This is a genomic window from Macrococcus sp. PK (assembly GCF_022501545.1).
GTDB classification, from domain to species: domain Bacteria; phylum Bacillota; class Bacilli; order Staphylococcales; family Staphylococcaceae; genus Macrococcoides; species Macrococcoides epidermidis.
In genome coordinates, this window is record NZ_JAEPRF010000012.1 from 16,937 (window position 1) to 40,562 (window position 23,626).

The window sequence follows — 23,626 nt, forward strand, 5'->3', positions numbered from 1 at the left end:
AGATATCATCATGAAATCTATTTTCACAAAAAATGCACCGGCAGCAATTGGACCATACAGCCACGCTGTTGTAGTTAACAATATGGTTTATACAAGTGGACAAATTCCACTGACTATAGATGGTGAAGTAATAGGTGATGACGTTGCAGAGCAAACGAAGCAAGTATTAGAAAACTTATCAGCTGTATTAGAAGAAAGCGGATCGAATTTAAATTCAGTAGTAAAAACAATGATTTTTATTAGTGATATGAATGACTTCCCAATCATCAATGAAGTATATGGCGAATATTTCAATGCGCACCTTCCTGCAAGAAGTTGTGTTGAAGTGAGTCGTCTTCCTAAAGATGTGAAAGTTGAGATTGAAGCGGTAGCTCTAAAAGTTAAGTAGATTTTTAACTTACATTTTATATAGGAGGCTATCTAAGATGAAAGTCACAGATGTTAGAATGAGAAAATTAGCTACGGACAGTAGAATGAAAGCATTGGTATCAATTACGCTGGATGAGGCATTTGTTATTCATGATTTACGCGTTATTGAAGGGAACAACGGATTATTCGTGGCAATGCCGAGTAAACGTACTGCAGATGGCGAATTCCGTGACATCGCCCATCCAATTAATAGCGAAATGCGTCAAGAAATTCAGGCTGCAGTCATGAAAGTATATGACGAAACTGAAGCGATTGATCCAAGTGAATTAGGAAAGAATAATCATAACGACGACGTGGATACTGCTGAAGATGCTACAAGTGAAGCAGCACCTAATTTAGTAGAATCTGATTCACAAACGACAGTTGAAGAAGATTTAAAATAATTGAAATGAAATAGTGAATAAGCGTGTCTGATAACAAATTATCAGGCGCGCTTTTTTGTTTATCGAAATATACATAATGTATGTTAAAATAAAAATAACTGAGCAGATTACACATCGCATAGCTTATAAAAAAATGTTTTACTGGGGGATAATATATATGACAAAACAAGCTGTTATTTTAGCTGCAGGAAAAGGGACACGAATGAAGTCAAAACTGCATAAAGTATTACATCCTGTCTGTGGTAAACCAATGGTACAGCATGTAATAGATAATATTAAAGCGGCAGGTGTAACAGATATCGTTACAATCGTTGGATATGGCGCTGAAGATGTAAAGCGAGCCTTGGCAGATCAATCTCAATTTAGTATGCAGACAGAACAGTTAGGAACTGCACATGCCGTTCAAATGGCTGCTGAGCATTTAGCAGATAAAGAAGGTACGACAATTGTAATTTGTGGAGACACACCTTTAATTTCAGAAGAAACAATTCAAGGCTTTGTAGCACATCACGAAACAACTGGTGCAAAAGCAACGATTCTTTCAGCTAAAACGAATACACCGTTCGGATATGGACGTATTATTCGTGACGAACACGGTAGTGTAGAACGTATTGTTGAAGAAAAGGATGCTAACATTGAAGAAAAATTAGTCAATGAAATTAGTTCTGGTACTTTCTGTTTTGATAATAAATTATTATTCGAATTATTAAAGCAAGTTGATAATGATAATGCACAAGGTGAGTATTATTTACCTGATGTGATTAAATTATTACGCGCACAAGGTGAACTTGTAGAAGCGTTTGTTACTGAAGATTTCAGTGAAACGTTAGGTATAAATGATCGCTATAATTTATCGATTGCTGAACAAACGATGCGTTTACGTATTAATAAAATGCACATGATGAATGGTGTGACAATTATTGATCCGCTGACAACGTATATTGATAAAGATGTTGAAATCGGAGCGGATACTGTTATTGAGCCCGGTGTTATGTTAAAAGGGAACACTAAAATTGGTGAAGGCGTAGTAATTACTGCACACACTACGATTGAGAATAGTGAAATAAAAGATAATGTTACTGTAAAACAATCATATATTTCAGAATCATTTGTTGATGAAAGAACAGCAATTGGACCATTTGCACAACTTCGTCCAGGTAGTGATGTCGGTAAAGAAGTTAAGATTGGTAACTTCGTAGAAATTAAAAAATCTAAATTAGAAGATGAAGCGAAAGTTTCACATTTAAGCTATATTGGTGATGCTGAAATCGGTGCACGTACTAACGTTGGTTGTGGTGCGATTACTGTAAATTATGATGGCAAAAATAAGTTTAAAACTGTTGTTGGTAAAGATTCGTTTATCGGATGTAATTCAAATCTTGTAGCGCCAGTTCATATAGGAGATGAATCTTTTGTAGCTGCAGGTTCTACCATTACAGATGATGTGCCAAATAAAAGTCTGGCATTAGGACGTGCAAGACAAACTACAAAAGAAGGCTACTACGATAAAGCATAGTAATGTATAATATTAAGGTCATAGTAAAGTTATTTCATATACAGAAAGCGATAAATAATACGATATCTAAAATGGGGGCATTACAAAATGATGATGAATAATGAATACAGAAATACAACTTTAAAGATTTTTTCTTTAAACGCTAACCAGCCTTTAGCTGAAGAAATTGCTAAAGAGGTAGGGATTCCTTTAGGGAAATCAAGTGTTAAACGTTTCAGTGATGGAGAAGTTCAGATCAACATCGAAGAAAGTATTCGTGGATGTGATGTATTTATCGTTCAACCAACATCTAATCCGGTAAATGAACATTTAATGGAATTATTAATCATGATTGATGCATTAAAACGTGCTTCAGCAGTAACAATTAACGTTGTAATGCCTTATTATGGTTACGCACGTCAAGACCGTAAAGCACGTAGCCGTGAGCCTATCACTGCGAAATTAGTTGCAGATATGATCGAAAAAGCAGGAGCAGACCGCGTTATTGCTTTAGATTTACATGCGCCTCAAATTCAAGGTTTCTTTGATTTACCGATTGACCACTTAATGGGTGTACCTATCCTTTCTGATTATTTTGAAGCGAAAGAAGAAATCGATAAAGATTCATTAGTTATCGTTTCACCTGACCATGGCGGAGTGACACGTGCGCGTAAGATGGCAGACCGCTTAAAAGCACCGATTGCGATTATCGATAAACGTCGCCCGAAACCAAATGTTTCTGAAGTAATGAATATCGTTGGAGACATTAACGGGAAAACTGCAATCATCATTGATGACATCATCGATACAGCAGGTACAATCACATTAGCTGCTCAAGCGTTAATCGACAAAGGTGCAAAAGAAGTATATGCATGTTGTACACATCCTGTATTATCAGGCCCTGCTTATGAGAGAATTGAAAACTCAGCAATTAAAGAATTAGTTGTTACAAACTCTATTTTATTACCTGAAGAAAATAAACCAGCGAAAATTAAACAGTTATCAGTTGGTGAATTATTAGCACAAGCGATTGTTCGAGTATATGAACAAGAATCTGTAAGTATTTTATTTGATTAATAGTGCTTTAGACACAATGTTTATGCGTAGCATTGTGTCTTTTTATAATCTTTAAAAATTTATTTAATAAAAAATGTTTAGAAGAAGTTTAACGGGGTATTAATTAATTATGTGATAAATATTTAAGACAAATAAACACTTTGCAAGCAGGTTACCACAACTGATGGGTAAGGTGTAGGAGCGCAAAGAAGTGCGCACAAAAGGAGTAATAACTATGAGTAAATTAAAAGCAACGATTAGACAAGGTAAACAAACACGTTCAAGTTTAAACAAAGTACGTAACGAAGGTAAGATTCCAGCTGTAGTATACGGTTATGGCGCTAAAAACACTTCAGTTAAAGTTGAAGAAGTTGATTTCATTAAAGTAATCCGTGAAGTTGGACGTAACGGTGTTATCGAACTAGAAGTAGGTTCAAAAACAGTTAAAGTAATGGTATCTGACTACCAAATCAATCCAATTAAAAACAAAATTACACATGTCGACTTTTTAGCAATCAATATGAAAGCAGAATTAACAGTTGATGTAGTAGTAAACTTAGTTGGTGAAGCTGAAGGCGCTAAAGAAGGTGGCGTTGTTCAACAACCATTATTCCAATTATCAGTTACTGCAACACCAGATGATATTCCAGAAAACATCGAAGTTGACGTTACTGAATTAAACATCGGTGATACAATCACTGTTGCTGATTTAAAATCAGATAAAGCTTACACTATCAATAATGAAGACGAAGAAGCAATCGTATCTGTTGTACCACCTACAGTTGAAGAAGAGCCAGAAGAAGATGGCGAAGAAGCTGTTGAAGGTGAAGAAGCAGAAGGAACTGAAGCTGCTGAAGGTGAAGAGAAATCAGAAGAAAAAGCTGAATAATTATTCGAATTCAAGAGACATACATTTGTATGTCTCTTTTTTTATATTATAATAGTGATAATGATTAAGCGGAGGATTTAAATATGAAATGTATCGTTGGGTTAGGTAATATAGGTAAGAAATATGAAGATACACGACATAATGTAGGATTTATGGTCGTAGATGAATTTTTGAAGAAACATAATATAGATTTAGATAAGCAGAAATTTAAAGGAAACTATACGGTAGCAAATATTAATGGTGAGAAAGTACTGATTATTGAACCGATGACGTATATGAACTTATCAGGTGAAGCGGTTCGTCCGTTAATGGATTATTATAAAATAGCTGTAGAGGATTTAGTTGTTCTATATGACGATCTTGATATGCCTCAAGGTCGTATTCGTATTCGTCAGAAAGGTTCTGCTGGTGGACAGAATGGCATGCGCTCAATTATACAACATTTAGGAACACAGGAATTTAAGCGTATTCGTTTAGGCATTGGTCGTCCTGAAGGGCGTAAACCTGTGGTGGATTATGTGTTACAGAAATTTAGTGAGGACGAAATGATAACGATGCAGAAAGTGATTGATCATACAATCGAAGCACTTGAAACATTTATCGGTGGAGAGCGATTCGAAAATGTTATGAATCAATATAATGGTGATGTATGAGACAGATAATAGATAAATTGTTGAAAAGTGATGAACGATTTAACGAGTATAATGATTCACTCGGTAAACAAAATATATTGGTGACGGGTTTAAATCCAAGTGCAAAAGCCGTAATTTTAGCGGAAAGTTATTTAAGCCATAAAAAACAAATGATTGTCGTGACAAGTAACTTGTTTCAGGCAGAAAAATTAGAAAACGATTTAGCACAACTGATTGATGAAGAGGAACTATTTAAGTTTCCGGTACAAGATATTATGATTGAAGAGTTCTCGACAAAAAGTCCGGATTTAATGCGTGAGCGTATTCGTACACTTACCCACTTGGCAAAAGGTCAAGCTGGGTTATTTCTCGTGCCGATTAACGGGCTTCAAAAGCTTGTAAGTCGACCGGAGTTATTTACAGATTATCATCGTGAAATAAAAATTGGAGAAGATATTGATCTCATTCAATTACAACAAGATTTAGTAGATATGGGATACCAGAAAAGTGAGCGCGTAACGACGCTTGGTCAGTTTTCAGTACGTGGTGGATTAATTGATATTTTCCCGATGATTGGTGAGCCGGTCCGCATTGAATTATTCGATACTGAAGTTGATGCTATTCGTTATTTTGATGCGGATAGTCAACGTTCATTAAATAATATCGATTCAGTTGAAATTTCTACAGCAAGTGAATTTATTTTTACGAGTAAAGATATAGAATTACTGGAATCTAATTTATCTGATGCATTTGAGGCAACACGCCAAAAGATTGCGACAAATGTGAGAGATGATTTACGTGATACGTATCAAACTATCAAAATGAATATGGGAGAAATACTTAATCATAATATTTTACGTCGCGTTGTAAAATTTGCTTATAATAAAGAGACGACGATTATTGATTACTTTGATAAAGAAGCAATTGTAATTGTCGATGAAATTAATCGTGTAAATGAAGCGATAGAATCAAGTATTCGAGAAACAAGTGAATTTCACCAATCTTTAATTGAATCGGGTCGTGGATTTGTCGGACAGACATTCATTAAAGAAGATAGCTTTGAAACACTGATGAATCAATTTAATGTAGCATACTTTACACTGTTTACTGCTTCTATGCCAGTGAAGTTACAAAATATCTATAAATTCTCTTGTAAACCATTGCAGCAATTTTACGGACAATATGATTTAATGTTTTCAGAGTTTGACCGTTTCAGAAAAAATGACTTCAATATCGTTGTACTGGCAAGTAATGCAACGAGAAAAGATAAGATTAAATCAATGCTAGCTGATATGAAATTACCTGTAACGCTTGATACTAAGGGAAGTAAACCGGGTATTAATACAATTGTCGAAGGTGATTTGTCAGAAGGTTTCGAGTTACCGTTTATGAAACTTGTTGTTGTCACTGAACGCGAGCTATTTAAATTACGTAAAGAAAAACCGAAACGTACGAAGAAGTTATCGAATGCCGAGAAAATTAAATCTTATCAGGAATTAAATGTTGGTGACTACATTGTCCATGTGCATCATGGCGTAGGACGTTATATGGGTGTTGAGACATTACTCGTCAATAAGATGCATAAAGACTATATTAAAATTCAATATAAAGGGACTGATCAACTGTTTGTGCCAGTCGATCAAATGAATTATGTTCAAAAGTTTGTCGGTTCAGAAGATAAAGAGCCGAAGCTAAACAAACTCGGCGGCACAGAATGGAAAAAGACAAAAGCGCGCGTTCAACAAAGCGTTGAAGATATCGCTGAAGAATTATTGAAGTTATATCAGGAGCGAGAGCGCGTTGAAGGATATCAGTTCGGACCTGATACTGAGGCACAGGAAACGTTTGAAATGGACTTTCCGTATGAACCAACTGCAGACCAGGTACAAAGTCTCGTTGAAATTAAACAAGATATGGAAAAGCGTAAACCGATGGATCGTCTGCTTTGTGGAGATGTTGGTTACGGTAAAACTGAAGTCGCTGTTCGTGCAGCGTTCAAAGCGGTACTTGATGGTAAACAAGTTGCATTTTTAGTGCCGACGACAATACTCGCACAACAACATTATGAGACGTTAATTGAGCGTATGCAGGATTATCCAGTTGAAATACAGATGATGAGCCGTTTCAGATCAAAGAAAGAAATAGATGAAACGAAAAAAGGATTAAAGTCTGGATTTGTTGATATTGTAGTTGGCACACATAAACTACTGAGCAAAGATATTGTGTATAAAGATTTAGGCTTGCTTATCGTCGATGAGGAGCAACGATTTGGTGTTACACATAAAGAGAAAATTAAAGCGTTGAAGACAAATGTCGATGTATTAACGCTTACAGCAACACCAATTCCAAGAACACTGCATATGAGTTTACTGGGTGTACGTGACTTATCGGTCATTGAAACACCACCGGAAAATAGATTTCCGGTACAGACGTATGTACTAGAATATCAACATAACTTTATTAAAGAAGCAATGGAACGTGAATTAGCACGTAACGGACAAGTATTTTATCTATACAATCGTGTAGCGAGCATTTATCAGAAAGCTGAACAGCTAGAGATGATGATGCCGGACGCGCGCATTGCTGTTGCGCATGGTCAATTATCAGAACGTGAACTAGAAGAAACGATGCTTGGGTTTATTAATGGTGAATACGACATTTTAGTGACAACAACAATTATCGAAACGGGTGTCGATGTACCGAATGCCAATACTTTAATAATTGAAGATGCAGACCGATTTGGCTTAAGTCAATTGTATCAGTTACGTGGTCGCGTCGGTCGTAGTAATCGTATTAGTTATGCCTACTTCTTGCATGCACCAAATAAAGTACTCACTGAAGTAGCTGAACAGCGTTTGCAGGCAATAAAAGAATTTACTGAGCTTGGCTCTGGATTTAAAATTGCAATGCGTGATTTAAATATTCGTGGCGCAGGGAATTTATTAGGACGTCAGCAACATGGATTTATTGATTCTGTTGGGTATGATTTGTATTCTGAAATGCTGCAGCAAGCAGTTAATGAAAAACGTGGTATTAAACAAGTCGAAGAAGTGCCTCAACTAGAAATAGAAGTAGAAGTTGATGCATATATTCCAGCTGACTATATTCGTGAAGAACAAGCGAAGATTGAATTTTATAAAAAGCTACGCAGCGTGACGACAGAATCAGAATTAATGGATATTCAGGATGAAATGACCGATCGATATGGTGAATATCCAGAAGCGGTTGATCAGTTAATGAAGATCGTTGAAATCAGAATAAATGCTTTAGCGTTTGGTATTGTGAATGTGAAAGATACCGGAAAGGCAGTTGTGCTTGAGTCAAGTATAGCTACGACGAATAAAATTAACGGTGAACGTTTATTTAAAGCGACAGAAGATTTCGGTCGAGACTTAAAGATAGAATATAAAGACAATAAAATGACATTTACGCTGAAGAAAAATGCAAACTGGCTTGCTGCATTAGTACAACTCACGCGTCAAATACAAGAAGGAATCGAGTTTGATGGAGAATAAGAACCCGGCATTTAACAGCGTGATTATACTGACAATAACGATGTTAATCGTGAAAATTTTAAGTGCGATATATCGCGTACCCTATCAAAATATTTTAGGTGATACAGGTCTCTATGCCTATCAGCAAGTATATCCAATCATTGCGATAGTTTCCGTACTGTCGTTAAATGCAATTCCCTCAGTTATTAGTCAATCTCATTATGAAAAGTCATTTATAGGAAAACTATATAAACATATTACCTGGATAAGTATATTGGTATTAGTGGTCATATTAATTTGTAGCGATATCATTGCAAATTTAATGGGCGACCCAATGTTAAGTACAATGTTACGTGCCTCCAGTTTAGTATTGCTTCCTTTTCCGGCAGTTGCGATGATTCGTGGGAAACTACAGATGAATCATGCAATGAAAGAAATTGCTTATTCTCAGGTGATTGATCAGGTACTACGCGTATCTATCATACTATTGTCGATTGGATTATTTGTATGGATGGACTTATCAGTCTATCAAAGTGGTGCATTAAGTATTTTTGGTTCATTTGTCGGTTTACTCGGAGCATGTATTTATTTAATGTGGCAAAATAAACGTCAAACAATTGATTACCGAGGAAATAATATAGGATCATATAGAAGTTTTATAACATTGATTGTTTTTTATAGTTTAAGTTATTTAATTATGATTTTATGGCAACTCGTAGATAGCTTTACAGTCATTAATCAATTGAAAACATTAATGTCGCTTGAAGAAGCTAGAGCGCTAAAAGGGATATATGATCGTGGGGCGTCGCTTATTCAAATGGGTCTTATTGTGACCACGTCGTTCTCGCTTGTACTGATTCCATTGCTTTCGGAATGTAAACAAAGACGTGATTTAAGTCAGATGAATAGCTATGCGAATAGTGCGCTTAAGATTACGATCGTGTTTAGTAGCGCTGCTGCCATCGGGTTAATGAATTTAATTCAACCATTTAATATGTTCCTGTTCAAGTCAGTGGCAGGTTATGAAGCGCTGTTTATTTATATGTTAGCTATCATTTTCGTATCACTTATCATTATGTACACTGCTATGCTTCAAATCTTTGAAGACTATCGCATACAACTATGGGGTATTGGTTTAGGATTAGCAGTAAAAATCATACTCAACCTATTACTGATAACTTTCTTTGATATTAAAGGTGCTGCACTCGCATCAGTTACAGGATTATTCGTCTATGCCTACGTATTACATATCGGAGTTGTACGCAGGTACGAAATTGCTTTTCAATCATTTCTGATTAAGTGGGGCATAACACTTTTAGTAATGAGTGTATTGATTCAGATTGAAATGATGATAGATTTTAATACACGCATCGGCGCGCTTTCTGTCGCGCTCATTGGGGTAATTACAGGGGGCATTATTGTATTATATGCTATGATTAAGTGGAAGATTATAACGCAGGAAGAGTGGCACCATTTACCATTCGGTAGTGTGATGAATAAATTAATGAGAGAGTGATTGGATGAATAAAATAACGATTGTAGGTCTAGGGAACTATGGTCTGGATGAGTTACCTTTTGGGATATATCGCTTTTTAAATAAGGCAGACAAAGTTTATGTGAGAACAATGCGACATCCAGTCGTAGAAGATCTGGAAGAGATTGAATGGATGAGCTTCGATGAAGTATATGAAGAAAATGATGATTTCAGCAATGTCTATGAAGAAATTGTAAGTCGCCTGAAAATGCTGGCTGAAACTGAAGATGTTATCTATGCAGTGCCCGGTCATCCGATGGTTGCAGAATCAACAACTGAGTTATTGCTGGCAGATGATACTTTAAATATTGAAATATTAGGCGGAAAAAGTTTTATCGATGACCTGTTCCAGGCAGTGCAGTTTGATCCAAACAATGGCTTTCAGATGCTTGACGGAACGATGTTTGAGGCATCATCAATTAATCCTAGAAATGGTCTCATTGTAACGCAAGTGTATGATCAGTTGATCGCAAGTGATGTCAAAGTTTCGTTGTTAGAAATTTACCCTGCTGAACATAATGTTGCTATCGTTACAGGTGCACGCGGAGAAGATGCAGATGTAATATGGCGACCTTTACATGAAATGGACCATGACTTTGCGTTATCAAATTTAACGTCACTTTTTGTACCGCCATTAAATGATGGGCAATTATCAGGGGACTTTGAATATTTCACAGCAGTGATGGATACGCTTGTAGGTGAAAATGGTTGTCCTTGGGATAAAGAACAAACGCATCAAAGTTTAAAGCGTTATTTATTAGAGGAAACATATGAATTGTTTGAAGCGATTGATAATGATGATATCGATAACATCATCGAAGAGTTAGGCGATATATTATTACAAGTTGTATTTCATAGTGCGATTGCGAAAAAAGATTACATGTTCGATGCGAGAGAAGTAGTAAAGAGCATTACCGATAAAATGATTCGTCGTCATCCACATGTGTTTGGAGATGAATCAATATCAACCGTAGATGAATTACATGATGTCTGGAATGATGCTAAAGCGAAAGAAGGAAAACAAGAACGTACTGTGAAAAAAGAGAAAATTTTTGCAGATATTTTCTTAAAGTTATATGATTTGAATAAAATTCAAAACGTATCTTTAAAAGATGCTTTGAAAGAAATTGAAGGTGGAATAGATGAGACTCGATAAATATTTAAAAGTATCACGTTTAATTAAACGTCGTACGTTAGCAAAAGAAGTGAGTGATCAAGGTAGAATTAAAATCAATGGTAATGTTGCGAAAGCATCAAGCACTGTAGCAGTTGGTGATGAATTAGAAGTACGTTTAGGACAACGCATCATTACGGTGGAAGTCACAGACTTGAAAGAACATGCAACAAAAGATAATGCAAAAGGAATGTTTGAAGTAAAAAAAGAAGAAAAAATTGAACAGCCTTTTGAATAGGAGTGTTACGTATGGCTAAGGAAGTACGTAAAATTGAAAATGAATACACGAAGGAACAGGCGCGTATTAATCGATTGAATCGTAAAAGTAGCATGATTGTAAGAAAGCGTATGACAGTCTTCGGAGGCATTCTTCTCGCTATCTTATTATTTTTGACGTTACTTCTCTTTATGCAAATGAATACCAATAGAGCTTTGAAGCAGGAACAAGCGAAACAAACAGTCGAGCTGGAAAAACTTAAAGATAAAGAAATCGCACTGAAAGAACGCTTAAAACAGCTTAATAGTAAAGAATATATTGAAAAGATTGCACGTAGTGAATATTTCTTAAGTAATGATGGAGAAGTAATCTTTAAGATTCCTGAAAAAGATAAAAAGAAAGATGCAACTGAATAAGTCAGACTTCACAGATAATTTGATTAATCAAGTTGTAAAAAGAGAAAATCAAGCATATAATGATATATTATGAAGAATTAATCGGGAGGATTTATTAAACTTATGGCAATTGAAGTTGGAAACAAATTAAAAGGTAAAGTTACAGGCATTAAAAATTTCGGTGCATTCGTTGAGTTACCTGAAGGCAAAAGCGGATTAGTTCACATTAGTGAAGTTGCAGATAGTTACGTAGAAAATATTGCTGAACATTTAAAAGTTGGCGATGAAGTAGAAGTTAAAGTATTAACAATTGGTGATGATGGAAAGATTAGCCTTTCAATTAAAAAAGCGAAAGAACGCCCAAGAAAACCTGCACCGCCAAAAGTTGAGAAAAAGCCTGAAGACTTTGAAAAAAAATTATCAAATTTCTTAAAAGACAGTGAAGATCGACTAACTTCAATTAAACGTCAAACAGAGTCACGTCGTGGTGGCAGAGGGTCAAAGCGTTAATACGTTTGTTTATCTAAATCAAGAGCTAGGGTCTGACCCTGAGCTCTTCTTTTGTTGAGGTGGTGAGATTTTGGATTGTTTGTGGAATGAATATGACACCGTTGCGGTTGCAGTTTCGGGTGGGGTCGATAGCATGGTATTGCTCGATAAGGTGAACATATTAAATCATCATAAGAAGTTGTATGCATTGCATGTTAATCATCAGTTGCGTGACGTATCAGATGAAGAAGAAAAAATGATTCAAGCATATTGTAAGCAGCATAATATCGAATTAATTACTTATACGATACCTAAAAATTCATTTAACCCGAACAAAAGTATCCAGCGTGAGGCACGAGATATTAGATATCATTTTTTTGAAACACAAATTAATATAAAGCATATTGACTGTTTATTAACGGCGCACCATAAAGATGATCAGCTCGAAACCATATTCTTTAGACTGATGACGAACCGTTATAACTATCAACCGATAAATATTCAGCAAGTGGTAGCACGTGATGGTTATCAACTGATACGTCCTTTAATAAATGTGAGTAAAGCTGAATTAATAGAATATGCACATGAATTTAAAGTTCCGTATATGACAGATGCATCGAATACAGACAGCAAATATTTAAGAAACTTTATTCGTAATGATATATTTAAAGTATTAGATGATTCTTCGATAGATAAGCATCAGTTATTGAATTTAGCTGATTATATGGAAGATGTAGATGATTTAATCGACTTACATGTTGAGCGTTATAAAATAGATATTGAAAATAATGCATTATCACGATATAAGTTGTCTGAAGAAAATCGATTAGTCATTCAAAAAGTACTGCTTTCATTTATTCAGAGATATATTACACAATATACTGTAAGCTTTGGATTTTTAAATGAAGTGATACGTGTACTTCAAAGTGATGCAACACATGCTTCGTTTGCAATCGCTCCAGGTTGGCATATTCAAATTGCTTATGATAAATTGATAGTACGAAATAAAAATGAAAAGATTGATGACAAATTAGAAGTGGTTTCACCCGGGAAATATTACTTTAATGATTATAAAATAGAAATTAAAGATGAAATTCAACCAATCACAATTCGAACAAGAAAAGATGGAGATGTTATCGAAATCAACGGTATGCATCAAAAAGTAGCGCGTATTCTTAAAGATTTAAAAGTGCCTGTTTACGACCGTCCAAAAATACCAATCGTTTGTGTTGAAGATGAAGTAATAGCGATTGGCCATTATAAATCTAACCATCACCCTTTCAATAATAAAATAATAATTACAAAGGAGAACTAAATCATGCATAACGATATTGAATCGATTGTATTAACGAAAGAACAGATTGAAGCAGCTTGTGAGCGTCTTGGAAAAGAAATTACTGCTGATTATGAAGGGAAGCTCCCTTTATGTGTCGGAATTTTAAAAGGATCAATTCTATTTATGGCAGACTTACTTAAACATATTGATACCCATGTTGAGATGGAATTTATGGATGTTTCATCTTATCATGGCGGCACAGAATCAACAGGAGAAGTTAAAATATTAAAAGATTTAGATGTTTCTGTTGAAGGGCGCGATATCATTATTATCGAAGATATTTTAGAAACTGGAACGACGCTTAATGCAATCGTTGATCTATTAAAATATCGCAAAGCGAATTCAATTGAGATCGTAACATTATTAGATAAGCCTATGCGCCGTAAAGTAGATATTGAAGCGAAATATGTAGGCGAGAAGATTCCTGATGATTTCGTTGTAGGTTATGGGTTAGATTATCAGGAAAAATATCGTAATCTGCCATACATTGGATTATTAAAAGAAGAAGTTTATACTAAATAGTGAAGCATTGCACTGAAAAGAAAATAAAATTTGTAAAAATTGTGTAAGTTTAATTAGTAGATTGAACAACATTTATTATGTTAAAATCTTTGTTAGCTTTACAAATAGGTAGGAGGACAACGTGAATGCAAAAAGCCTTTCGTAGTATATTGATGGTAACACTAATAGGTATCGTCTTATTCGGTGTGTTTTCAATGATTAATGGCACGGGTTCGATGCCAAAACAGATGACATACACGAAATTAATGTCTCAGCTGGAAAAAGGTAATGTTAAAGAAATGACGATCCAGCCTGGACAAGATGTATATTTAGTCAAAGGGAAATTAAAAGGTGCTGAACCAAATGAAACATTTACTTCGGTACTGATGTATAATAACCAAAAAGATTTAGATAAAATCACTAAAATTGCTGAAGAGCAAGATGGTGATTTGAAATTTGATATAAAGCCAGCTGATAAAGAAAATGTATTTTTAGGTATGTTAAGTACTTTAATTCCATTATTATTATTAGCATTTGTCTTTATTTTCTTCCTATCTCAATCACAAGGCGGCGGCGGTGGCGGCCGTGTTATGAATTTCGGTAAGTCTAAAGCAAAACTTTATGATGATAAAAAGAAAAAAGTACGCTTTAAAGATGTAGCTGGAGCAGATGAAGAGAAAGCAGAATTAATTGAAATTGTAGATTTCTTAAAAGATAATCGTAAATTTGTGAAGATGGGCGCACGTATCCCTAAAGGTGTGCTTTTAGTAGGACCTCCTGGTACAGGTAAAACGTTAATCGCGCGTGCAGTTGCTGGTGAAGCAGGCGTTCCATTCTTCTCAATCAGTGGTTCTGACTTCGTTGAAATGTTCGTCGGTGTCGGTGCCAGTCGTGTACGTGACCTGTTCGAAAATGCTAAGAAAAATGCACCATGTATCATTTTCATCGATGAGATTGATGCAGTAGGACGTCAGCGTGGTGCTGGTGTTGGTGGTGGTCACGATGAGCGTGAACAAACACTGAACCAATTATTAGTTGAGATGGATGGTTTCGGTGAGAACGAAGGCATCATTATGATTGCTGCAACAAACAGACCTGACATTTTAGATCCAGCGTTATTACGTCCTGGACGTTTTGACCGTCAGATTCAAGTAGGGGCACCAGATGTTAAAGGTCGTGAAGCAGTACTTAAAGTACATGCGCGTAATAAACCTCTTGATGAAACAGTAGATTTAAAAGCTTTAAGTCAACGTACACCTGGTTTCTCTGGTGCAGACTTAGAGAACTTATTAAACGAAGCAGCACTTGTTGCAGCACGTCAAGGTAAGACGAAGATAGATATGCGTGATATTGATGAGGCAACAGACCGTGTTATTGCAGGTCCAGCGAAGAAATCACGTGTTATTTCTGAGAAAGAAAGAAATATCGTTGCGTGGCATGAAGCAGGACACACGATTATCGGTTGTGTATTAGATGAAGCAGAAATGGTTCATAAAGTTACAATCGTACCGCGTGGTCAAGCTGGTGGATATGCGATGATGTTACCGAAACAAGATCGTTACTTTATGACTAAACCTGAATTATTAGATAAGATTGTCGGATTATTAGGCGGTCGTGTTGCTGAAGAAATCACATTTGGTGAAGTTTCTACAGGTGCACATAATGACTTCCAGCGTGCAACAGGTATCGCACGTAAGATGGTCACTGAATATGGTATGAGTGATAAACTTGGACCATTACAATTTGGGCAAACGCAAGGTGAAGTATTCTTAGGTCGTGACATGGGTCACGAACCGAACTACTCAGATCAGATTGCGTATGAAATTGATCTGGAAGTTCAACGTATTATTAAAGAAAGTTACGCGAGATGTAAAGAAATTCTTCTGAAACATCAGGATAAACTTGATTTAATTGCGAAGACTTTATTAACAGAAGAAACATTGGTAGCAAACCAAATCAATAGCTTATTCGTTGACGGTACTTTACCAGAAGTAAGCTATGATGATTCACATCTATATCACATGAAAGAAAAAGAAGTTGTAGTAGATAAAACTGATGATTCTAAAGTGACGGTTAAAGATGTTGACGGTAATGATTCAGAAGATGCAGGTTCTTCGTATGAAGAAGTAAAGGAACAATTAAAAAATCCTGATGCACCAATCGATGAATCTAAAAATGAACCAGAACCAAAAGTTGATAAATTAGACAAAGATAAATTCTAAAATAGGAGGCGGAGAAGAAGCATTGCTTCGATTCCGCCTCTTTTTAAAAGGAGAAAAACAATGACAAAAGATTATTTAGTAAGAGCATTAGCATTTAATGATGAAGTGCGTGCATTTAGTGTAAGAACAACAAATTTAGTGGAAACTACAAGAGAAAAACATGATACGTGGCGTGTTGGCACAGCTGCGCTTGGACGTACATTAACAGTAGGTTCAATGATGGGCGCAATGCTTAAGAATGAAGAGAAATTAACAATAACAATTAACGGTGGCGGACCCCTTGGTCAGATTGTTGTTGACGCAAATGCAAAAGGTGAAGTACGTGGTTATGTACAAAACCCTCATGTACAGGTGGAATCGATTAGACCAGGTAAAATGGATGTTGGTGAAGCGGTAGGACGCAGTGGTTATATCAATGTTGTTAAAGATATCGGTATGCGAGATTATTTTACTGGGTCAACGGAAATTCATAACGGAGAAATCGCAGAAGATTTTGCATACTATTTTGCGACAAGTGAACAGGTACCCGCAGCAGTTGGCTTAGGCGTGTTATGTACACCTGAAGAATTAACACAGGCAGCCGGTGGATTTATTATTCAGTTATTGCCATTTGCCAGCGAAGAAACGATTTCTTTTTTAGAAGAACGCATTAACAATATGGAACCTATCTCTAATCTGATTGATAAAGGTTTATCACCTGAACAAATTTTAGAAGAGATATTGGGTGAAGATAATATTCGTATTATCGATACGATGCCAATCGAGTTTAAATGTAACTGTGGTAAAGAAAAGTTCTTAACTGCAATTAAAGGTTTAGGTGAAGCAGAAGTTGAATCCATGATCGAAGAAGATGGTGGCGCAGAAGTTGAATGTCATTTCTGTCGTGAGAAATATCACTTTACACCTGAAGAGTTACGCAGCATCATCGCGTAAACGGATTATTTTTATTTAAATGTTAATTTTGATATACTTATTCCGATGAAAAAAGTAAGAATAATTTTACAATTTGGAGGGGAATATGATGTCATTAAGAGTAGAACGCGTTACTGATTTAATTGGAAATACGCCATTAGTGAAATTAAATAATGTTGTACCAGAAGGTGCAGCAGATGTATATGTGAAATTAGAATATCAAAATCCAGGTAGTTCAGTGAAAGATAGAATTGCATTAGCGATGATCGAAGCTGCTGAAAAAGAAGGTATCATTAAACCAGGAGATAACATTGTAGAGCCGACATCAGGTAATACAGGGATTGGTTTAGCGATGGTTGCTGCAGCAAAAGGTTACAAAGCTACTTTAGTGATGCCTGATACGATGAGTCAGGAACGTCGTACATTACTGAAAGCATACGGTGCAACGTTAGTATTAACACCGGGTGCTGAAGGTATGAAAGGTGCGATTGCAAAAGCAAACGAACTAAAAGATGAGCACGGTTACTTTATGCCACAACAATTCGAGAATATGTCGAATCCTGAAGTGCACAGATTAACAACAGGTCCTGAAATTGTTAATGCAATGGAAGGCTTATCGATTGATGCATTTATTTCAGGTGTTGGTACGGGTGGTACTTTGTCAGGAGCCGGTGCTGTATTAAAAGAACATAATCCTGATGTTGAAATTATTGCAGTAGAACCAACTGATTCACCAGTATTAAGTGGAGGACAACCAGGACCGCATAAAATTCAGGGAATTGGTGCAGGATTTGTTCCAAAAACATTAAATACTGATATGTACACAGGTATTATGCAAGTTACAAACGAAGAAGCGATGGAGACAAGTCGTTTAGTAGCACGTAAAGAAGGGATATTAGCTGGTATTTCTTCTGGAGCAGCAATTAAAGCGGCAATAGATAAAGCGGTTGAATTAGGTAGTGGTAAGAATGTCGTAGCAATTTTACCAAGTAACGGAGAGCGTTACTTATCAACACCTTTATTTGCGAACCTTCAGGACTAATTCATATCATTATAGACTGAGACAACAAGTCTCGGTCTTATTTTTATTATAGTAAATTTGTTATAATGAAATGAATATACTGTGGAGGTAAAAATGATGAAGCAGACATTAGTAATGGGAATTCTAAATGTAACACCTGATTCATTTTCTGATGGTGGGCAATATAACGTCGTTGAAAATGCTGTAGCACGCGTGCATGAAATGATAGCGCAAGGTGCTAACATTATTGATATTGGTGGCTACTCAACGCGTCCTGGTTATAGTGAGATTTCTGTAGAAGAAGAATTGAATCGTGTCGTACCGGTATTGAAGGTGATTAAAGATGTCGATGCGCTTATTTCTGTCGATACTTTTAGAAGTGAGGTCGCAGAAGCAGCGCTTCAGCACGGTGCGCATATCATTAATGACCAATGGGCCGGGAAATATGATCCGAACATATTTGAAGTCGTAAAAAAATATAATGCCGAAATAATTTTAATGCATAATGCAAAAGAAGAAGTTGTTGGCGACATTATGGAACATATGGTGACCGATTTATGTACGCAGGCGAATAAAGCGCTAAAGATTGGCATTGAACGTGATAAAATATGGATTGATCCAGGTATCGGATTTGCCAAGTCTCGCGAACAGGAAATCCACGTGATGCATCGTTTAGATGAACTAGTTGCGCTGGATTATAAAGTGCTGCTTGCAACAAGTCGTAAGCGTATGGTGAAAGAGCTGCTAGGTGGAGAAACGACACCGATTGAACGTGACGAAGGTACACTGGCGACTACTGCAATTGGAATTAATGCAGGTGTCGATGCTGTTCGCGTTCATAATGTACAAATGAATGCGCGCTTTATTAAAGTGATGGATCAACTTAAAGGAGACTACAATGGATAAAATATTTTTAACGGGTATGCAATTTTATGCATATCATGGTGTGTTTGAAGCGGAGAATCAAATAGGACAAATATTTATCGTTGATGTTGAGCTTGATGTAGATTTAAAAAAAGCAGGCGAAACAGATGAGCTTGAACATACCGTGAACTATGGATTAGTTTATGAAGATATTAAGACGGAAATGTCTATTCAGTCAAAATTATTAGAACATGTAGCTGAACGTATTGCAAAAATACTCTTCAGTCACTATAATCAGATAATGGCCTTAAAAGTCAAAATTACAAAAATGAATCCACCAATACCAGGTGTGTATGATGGTGTAGGTGTAGAAATTCATAGAACGAGGTAGTTATGACGATAGTATATTTAAGCTTTGGCAGTAATATGGGTGATAGAGAACGACAAATTAACGATGCATTGAACTTGTTAAATACACTTCCAGAGACAAAGGTGACGAAGATTTCAAGTTTATATGAAACAGCGCCAGTCGGTGGTGTTGAACAAGATGACTTTTTGAATGGCGTTGTCGCACTAGAAACCAATTTATCACCGATTGAGTTATTGGATGGGATTCAATCAATTGAATTAAAGCTCAATCGTGTCCGTAAGATTCACTGGGGACCGAGAACAATCGATTTAGACATTGTATTGTTTGGTGATTTAGTAATGGATAGTGAGCGATTAAAAGTACCACATCCATTTATGCATGAGAGAAGTTTTGTATTAATTCCTCTGAATGAAATTGCCCCTCAGGCAATTCATCCAGTATTAAATAAAAAGATAAGTGATATTGTAACTTTGGACCCGGATGTAAGAATTTATAAGTGAGGGTAAACATATGTGGAAAATTGGAGATATTGAAATAAACAATAAAGTTGTGCTCGCACCGATGGCTGGTGTGTGTAATGCGGCGTTTAGATTAACAGTAAAAGAATTTGGTGCAGGTTTAGTATGCGCTGAAATGGTAAGTGATAAAGCGATTCTTTTCAATAATGAAAAGACGATGAAAATGCTTTATATTGATGAGAATGAAAGACCGTTATCGTTACAGATATTCGGTGGAGAGAAAGAAACGTTAGTCGAAGCGGCTAAATATGTTGATCAAAATACAACAGCAGATATTATCGATATTAATATGGGATGTCCTGTTTCAAAGATTATTAAATGTGAAGCAGGTGCAAGATGGTTGCTTGACCCACCTAAAATTTATGAAATGGTGTCAGCAGTTGTTGAAGCAGTGAACAAACCAGTTACTGTAAAGATGCGTATTGGTTGGGATGATGAACATATTTATGCTGTAGAAAATGCAAAGATGATTGAAAAAGCTGGGGCATCTGCAATTGCAGTGCACGGTAGAACACGTGTCCAAATGTATGAAGGTCATGCAGACTGGGATGTTATTCGCCAAGTAAAAGAAGCGGTGAGTATTCCTGTTATCGGTAACGGTGATGTAACGAGTCCGGAGCTTGCGAAGAAGATGCTTGATGAAACAGGTGTTGATGCGGTAATGATCGGTCGTGAAGCATTAGGAAATCCTTGGATGATATATCGTACTGTGCATTATCTGGAAACAGGTGAATTAATGCCTGAGCCGCATATTTCAGAGAAGATGAAAGTTGCAACGCTTCATCTAGACCGTTTAATTGAATTAAAAGGTGAAAAAGTAGCTGTAATGGAAATGCGTAAACATGCATCATGGTATTTAAAAGGGATTCGTGGTAATGGTAAAGCACGTAAGTTAATCAATCAAGCTGAGACACGCGACGAATTAGTTGATATACTTAAATCATTCGAGGCATATATCATTGAAGCAGAGAAAAATGAAGAATCTAAAATCGCAGAAGGAGTGTAATAAAATGTCAGAAGAATTAAACGACCAAATGTTGGTACGTCGTCAAAAAATGCAAGATTTATTAGACCAGGGGATTGATCCATTTGGTCAAAAATTCGTAAGAACAGCGACATCTGCTTCGTTAAAAGCAGATTGGGATGCTTTTTCTAAAGAAGAATTGCATGATAAAGAGGAAGAATCAAAAGTTTCTTTCGCTGGTCGTATTATGACAAAACGTGGTAAAGGTAAAGCTGGGTTTGCTCACGTTAAAGATTTAGATGGTCAAATTCAAATTTATGTGCGTAAAGATGCTGTAGGTGATGAACAGTTTGAGTTATGGAACAATGCTGATTTAGGCGATATCGTCGGTATTGAAGGTGTGATGTTCAAAACGAACACTGGAGAACTTTCTGTAAAAGCGAAGTCGTTTACACTGTTATCAAAAGCTCTTCGTCCATTACCTGATAAATTCCACGGATTACAGGACGTTGAACAACGTTATCGTCAACGCTATTTAGACTTAATCACAAGTGAAGAATCAACGCAAACTTTCATTACACGTAGTAAAATCATTCAGGAAATGCGTAGTTACTTAAATGCGAAAGGTTTCTTAGAAGTAGAAACACCTATGATGCATACTATCGCGGGTGGAGCTGCAGCACGTCCATTCGTGACGCATCATAATGCATTAGATATGGAACTTTATATGCGTATTGCAATTGAATTACACTTAAAACGTTTAATCGTTGGTGGATTAGAAAAAGTATATGAAATCGGTCGCGTATTCCGTAATGAAGGTATTTCGACACGACACAACCCTGAGTTTACGATGATTGAACTATACGAAGCGTATGCAGACTATAACGATATTATGGATTTAACAGAAGAAATGGTAGCGCATATTGCTGAGAAAGTTACAGGTTCTACAACTGTTGATTATGCAGGCGAACAAATTAACTTAGCACCAAAATGGCGCAGATGGCATATGGTTGATGCTGTTAAAGAATACACAGGTGTTGATTTCTACGAAGTGAAAACTGATGAAGAAGCACATAGTCTTGCTAAAGAACACGGTGTTGAAGTTAAACCGAATATGAAATACGGTCACATCTTAAATGAATTCTTCGAACAAAAAGTAGAAGAAAACTTAGTACAGCCGACATTTATTTTCGGACATCCTGTAGAAGTGTCACCACTTGCAAAACAAAATCCAGAAGATCCACGTTTTACAGATCGTTTTGAATTATTTATCGTACGTCGTGAGCATGCAAATGCATTTACAGAATTAAACGATCCAATCGATCAAAAACAACGTTTCTTAGCACAAATGGAAGAAAAAGCTGCAGGTAATGATGAAGCACATGAGATGGATGAAGATTACATTGAAGCATTAGAATATGGTATGCCGCCAACAGGTGGATTAGGGATTGGTATTGACCGTTTAGTCATGCTGCTTACAAACAGTGCATCTATTCGTGACGTATTATTATTCCCTTACATGCGACATAAATAATTAAATTCTACTCAAAGGCTCTAAATCCTTATTTATCAAGGATTTAGAGCCTTTTTTATTCTGTAAAAATTATCAGAATTTACTTTCTTTTAAAAAATAGAAAAAAATAAAGAAAAAGCGTTGACTTTGCAATTCAAATTGCGTATTATTAAAAAGTCGCTTACAACGAGTAACATATTAAGAAAGTTAATCAATTGTAAAGTTCATGAACGCAGTGTAAAATTTACTATTGAAATAATCTTCGAAGCTGTTATACTTATATAAGTATTGAAAATTTGTCTGGTGACGATGGCAGAGAGGTCACACCTGTTCCCATACCGAACACAGAAGTTAAGCTCTCTAGCGCCGATGGTAGTTGGTCTTACGATCCGCGAGAGTAGGACGTTGCCGGGCAATATATACCCAGGAGGATTAGCTCAGCTGGGAGAGCATCTGCCTTACAAGCAGAGGGTCGGCGGTTCGAGCCCGTCATCCTCCACCATTATTTATTTATTATTATGCCGGAATAGCTCAACTGGTAGAGCAACTGACTTGTAATCAGTAGGTTGAGGGTTCAAGTCCTTTTTCCGGCACCATTTCTTTGAGCCATTAGCTCAGTTGGTAGAGCATTTGACTTTTAATCAAAGGGTCAGAGGTTCGAATCCTCTATGGCTCACCATTATTTTAATATTAAAACTTAATATGCGAAAGTAGTTCAGTGGTAGAATACAACCTTGCCAAGGTTGGGGTCGCGGGTTCGAATCCCGTCTTTCGCTCCATTAAGAAAATTAAATGCCGGGGTGGCGGAACTGGCAGACGCACAGGACTTAAAATCCTGCGGTAAGTGATTACCGTACCGGTTCGATTCCGGTCCTCGGCACCATTTAATTTTATTTTTTTGCGCCCGTAGCTCAATTGGATAGAGCGTTTGACTACGGATCAAAAGGTTAGGGGTTCGACTCCTCTCGGGCGCGTTTATTAATAACGGGAAGTAGCTCAGCTTGGTAGAGCACTTGGTTTGGGACCAAGGGGTCGCAGGTTCGAATCCTGTCTTCCCGACTTACTTAATAATTTTGGGGGCTTAGCTCAGCTGGGAGAGCGCCTGCTTTGCACGCAGGAGGTCAGCGGTTCGATCCCGCTAGTCTCCACCATAAAATTTTAAGATGAACATTGAAAACTGAATGACAATATGTCAACGTTAATTCCAATAATTTGAGT

General features: G+C 36.5%; 22 protein-coding genes, 8 tRNA genes and 1 rRNA gene. All 31 read left to right on the forward strand.

The genetic code is table 11. The annotated features are described in order from the left end of the window. Positions 1-10: 10 nt before the first annotated feature. The 31 genes from JJJ02_RS08670 to JJJ02_RS08820 all read left to right on the forward strand — a co-directional run bounded on the left by JJJ02_RS08670 (position 11) and on the right by JJJ02_RS08820 (position 23,559). A complete protein-coding gene (locus JJJ02_RS08670; RefSeq protein ID WP_240838464.1) occupies positions 11-388 on the forward strand; it encodes a RidA family protein in 378 nt (125 codons plus the stop codon). Positions 389-425: 37 nt separating this feature from the next. Next, positions 426-812: a septation regulator SpoVG gene (gene spoVG / locus JJJ02_RS08675; RefSeq protein ID WP_099577274.1), complete on the forward strand. Its 387-nt coding sequence runs from the start codon at positions 426-428 to the stop codon at positions 810-812. 157 nt (positions 813-969) lie between these two features. Next, positions 970-2,328, forward strand: a complete 1,359-nt coding sequence (gene glmU / locus JJJ02_RS08680) for a bifunctional UDP-N-acetylglucosamine diphosphorylase/glucosamine-1-phosphate N-acetyltransferase GlmU (protein ID WP_240838467.1) — start codon at positions 970-972, stop codon at positions 2,326-2,328. A gap of 90 nt (positions 2,329-2,418) precedes the next feature. Continuing rightward, positions 2,419-3,384, forward strand: coding sequence for a ribose-phosphate diphosphokinase (locus JJJ02_RS08685; protein WP_096078144.1), 966 nt, complete (start codon positions 2,419-2,421; stop codon positions 3,382-3,384). 214 nt (positions 3,385-3,598) lie between these two features. Beyond that, complete coding sequence (locus JJJ02_RS08690; protein WP_240838469.1) at positions 3,599-4,252, forward strand: 50S ribosomal protein L25/general stress protein Ctc; 654 nt, start codon at positions 3,599-3,601, stop codon at positions 4,250-4,252. 83 nt (positions 4,253-4,335) lie between these two features. Beyond that, on the forward strand, positions 4,336-4,905 hold the full coding sequence (pth, locus tag JJJ02_RS08695; protein ID WP_099577279.1) for an aminoacyl-tRNA hydrolase: 570 nt from the start codon (positions 4,336-4,338) through the stop codon (positions 4,903-4,905). Further along, positions 4,902-8,399, forward strand: a complete 3,498-nt coding sequence (mfd, locus tag JJJ02_RS08700; RefSeq protein WP_240838471.1) for a transcription-repair coupling factor — start codon at positions 4,902-4,904, stop codon at positions 8,397-8,399. Before pth ends, mfd begins: the two co-directional genes overlap by 4 nt. Further along, positions 8,389-9,894 (forward strand): oligosaccharide flippase family protein, encoded by a 1,506-nt coding sequence (locus JJJ02_RS08705; RefSeq protein WP_240838485.1) that lies wholly within the window; start codon positions 8,389-8,391, stop codon positions 9,892-9,894. The genes mfd and JJJ02_RS08705 overlap by 11 nt, the downstream gene beginning before the upstream one ends. 4 nt (positions 9,895-9,898) lie before the next feature. Continuing rightward, positions 9,899-11,068, forward strand: coding sequence for a MazG family protein (locus JJJ02_RS08710; RefSeq protein WP_240838488.1), 1,170 nt, complete (start codon positions 9,899-9,901; stop codon positions 11,066-11,068). Then, on the forward strand, positions 11,055-11,324 hold the full coding sequence (locus JJJ02_RS08715; protein WP_096077830.1) for an RNA-binding S4 domain-containing protein: 270 nt from the start codon (positions 11,055-11,057) through the stop codon (positions 11,322-11,324). Before JJJ02_RS08710 ends, JJJ02_RS08715 begins: the two co-directional genes overlap by 14 nt. Positions 11,325-11,335: 11 nt before the next feature. Beyond that, entirely contained in the window at positions 11,336-11,719 is a 384-nt protein-coding gene (locus tag JJJ02_RS08720; RefSeq protein WP_099577287.1) for an FtsB family cell division protein, read from the forward strand. Between the two features lie 102 nt (positions 11,720-11,821). Next, entirely contained in the window at positions 11,822-12,208 is a 387-nt protein-coding gene (locus JJJ02_RS08725; protein ID WP_099577289.1) for a S1 domain-containing RNA-binding protein, read from the forward strand. Positions 12,209-12,278: 70 nt separating this feature from the next. Then, positions 12,279-13,502, forward strand: a complete 1,224-nt coding sequence (gene tilS / locus JJJ02_RS08730; RefSeq protein WP_240838501.1) for a tRNA lysidine(34) synthetase TilS — start codon at positions 12,279-12,281, stop codon at positions 13,500-13,502. Positions 13,503-13,505: 3 nt separating this feature from the next. After that, positions 13,506-14,045 carry a hypoxanthine phosphoribosyltransferase gene (gene hpt, locus JJJ02_RS08735; protein WP_111717406.1) on the forward strand — a complete coding sequence of 180 codons (540 nt, stop codon included), beginning with the start codon at positions 13,506-13,508 and terminating at the stop codon, positions 14,043-14,045. A gap of 125 nt (positions 14,046-14,170) precedes the next feature. Next, complete coding sequence (ftsH, locus tag JJJ02_RS08740; RefSeq protein WP_111717404.1) at positions 14,171-16,246, forward strand: ATP-dependent zinc metalloprotease FtsH; 2,076 nt, start codon at positions 14,171-14,173, stop codon at positions 16,244-16,246. A 60-nt stretch (positions 16,247-16,306) separates the two neighbouring features. Beyond that, positions 16,307-17,179: an Hsp33 family molecular chaperone HslO gene (gene hslO / locus JJJ02_RS08745; protein WP_240838503.1), complete on the forward strand. Its 873-nt coding sequence runs from the start codon at positions 16,307-16,309 to the stop codon at positions 17,177-17,179. An 85-nt stretch (positions 17,180-17,264) separates the two neighbouring features. After that, entirely contained in the window at positions 17,265-18,200 is a 936-nt protein-coding gene (cysK, locus tag JJJ02_RS08750) for a cysteine synthase A (RefSeq protein WP_275439906.1), read from the forward strand. A gap of 96 nt (positions 18,201-18,296) precedes the next feature. Continuing rightward, positions 18,297-19,085 carry a dihydropteroate synthase gene (gene folP / locus JJJ02_RS08755; RefSeq protein WP_111717444.1) on the forward strand — a complete coding sequence of 263 codons (789 nt, stop codon included), beginning with the start codon at positions 18,297-18,299 and terminating at the stop codon, positions 19,083-19,085. Further along, positions 19,078-19,434: a dihydroneopterin aldolase gene (folB, locus tag JJJ02_RS08760; RefSeq protein WP_240838507.1), complete on the forward strand. Its 357-nt coding sequence runs from the start codon at positions 19,078-19,080 to the stop codon at positions 19,432-19,434. The genes folP and folB overlap by 8 nt, the downstream gene beginning before the upstream one ends. Positions 19,435-19,436: 2 nt before the next feature. Then, complete coding sequence (gene folK / locus JJJ02_RS08765; RefSeq protein ID WP_111717396.1) at positions 19,437-19,913, forward strand: 2-amino-4-hydroxy-6-hydroxymethyldihydropteridine diphosphokinase; 477 nt, start codon at positions 19,437-19,439, stop codon at positions 19,911-19,913. A 10-nt stretch (positions 19,914-19,923) separates the two neighbouring features. Next, the gene (dusB, locus tag JJJ02_RS08770) at positions 19,924-20,937 is read left to right on the forward strand and encodes a tRNA dihydrouridine synthase DusB (RefSeq protein WP_111717395.1); all 1,014 of its coding nucleotides are present in this window, start codon (positions 19,924-19,926) and stop codon (positions 20,935-20,937) included. A 4-nt stretch (positions 20,938-20,941) separates the two neighbouring features. Then, entirely contained in the window at positions 20,942-22,429 is a 1,488-nt protein-coding gene (gene lysS, locus JJJ02_RS08775; protein ID WP_111717394.1) for a lysine--tRNA ligase, read from the forward strand. A 278-nt stretch (positions 22,430-22,707) separates the two neighbouring features. Next, positions 22,708-22,822 (forward strand): 5S ribosomal RNA (gene rrf / locus JJJ02_RS08780). A gap of 12 nt (positions 22,823-22,834) precedes the next feature. After that, a tRNA-Val gene (locus JJJ02_RS08785) sits at positions 22,835-22,910 on the forward strand. Between the two features lie 18 nt (positions 22,911-22,928). Continuing rightward, positions 22,929-23,004 (forward strand) — tRNA-Thr (locus JJJ02_RS08790). 7 nt (positions 23,005-23,011) lie between these two features. Beyond that, a tRNA-Lys gene (locus JJJ02_RS08795) sits at positions 23,012-23,087 on the forward strand. Positions 23,088-23,112: 25 nt separating this feature from the next. Further along, positions 23,113-23,187, forward strand: a tRNA-Gly gene (locus JJJ02_RS08800). A gap of 15 nt (positions 23,188-23,202) precedes the next feature. Then, positions 23,203-23,291, forward strand: a tRNA-Leu gene (locus JJJ02_RS08805). Positions 23,292-23,308: 17 nt separating this feature from the next. Further along, positions 23,309-23,382, forward strand: a tRNA-Arg gene (locus JJJ02_RS08810). An 11-nt stretch (positions 23,383-23,393) separates the two neighbouring features. Beyond that, positions 23,394-23,467 (forward strand) — tRNA-Pro (locus JJJ02_RS08815). A 16-nt stretch (positions 23,468-23,483) separates the two neighbouring features. Continuing rightward, positions 23,484-23,559, forward strand: a tRNA-Ala gene (locus tag JJJ02_RS08820). The last annotated feature ends 67 nt before the right edge of the window (positions 23,560-23,626 follow it).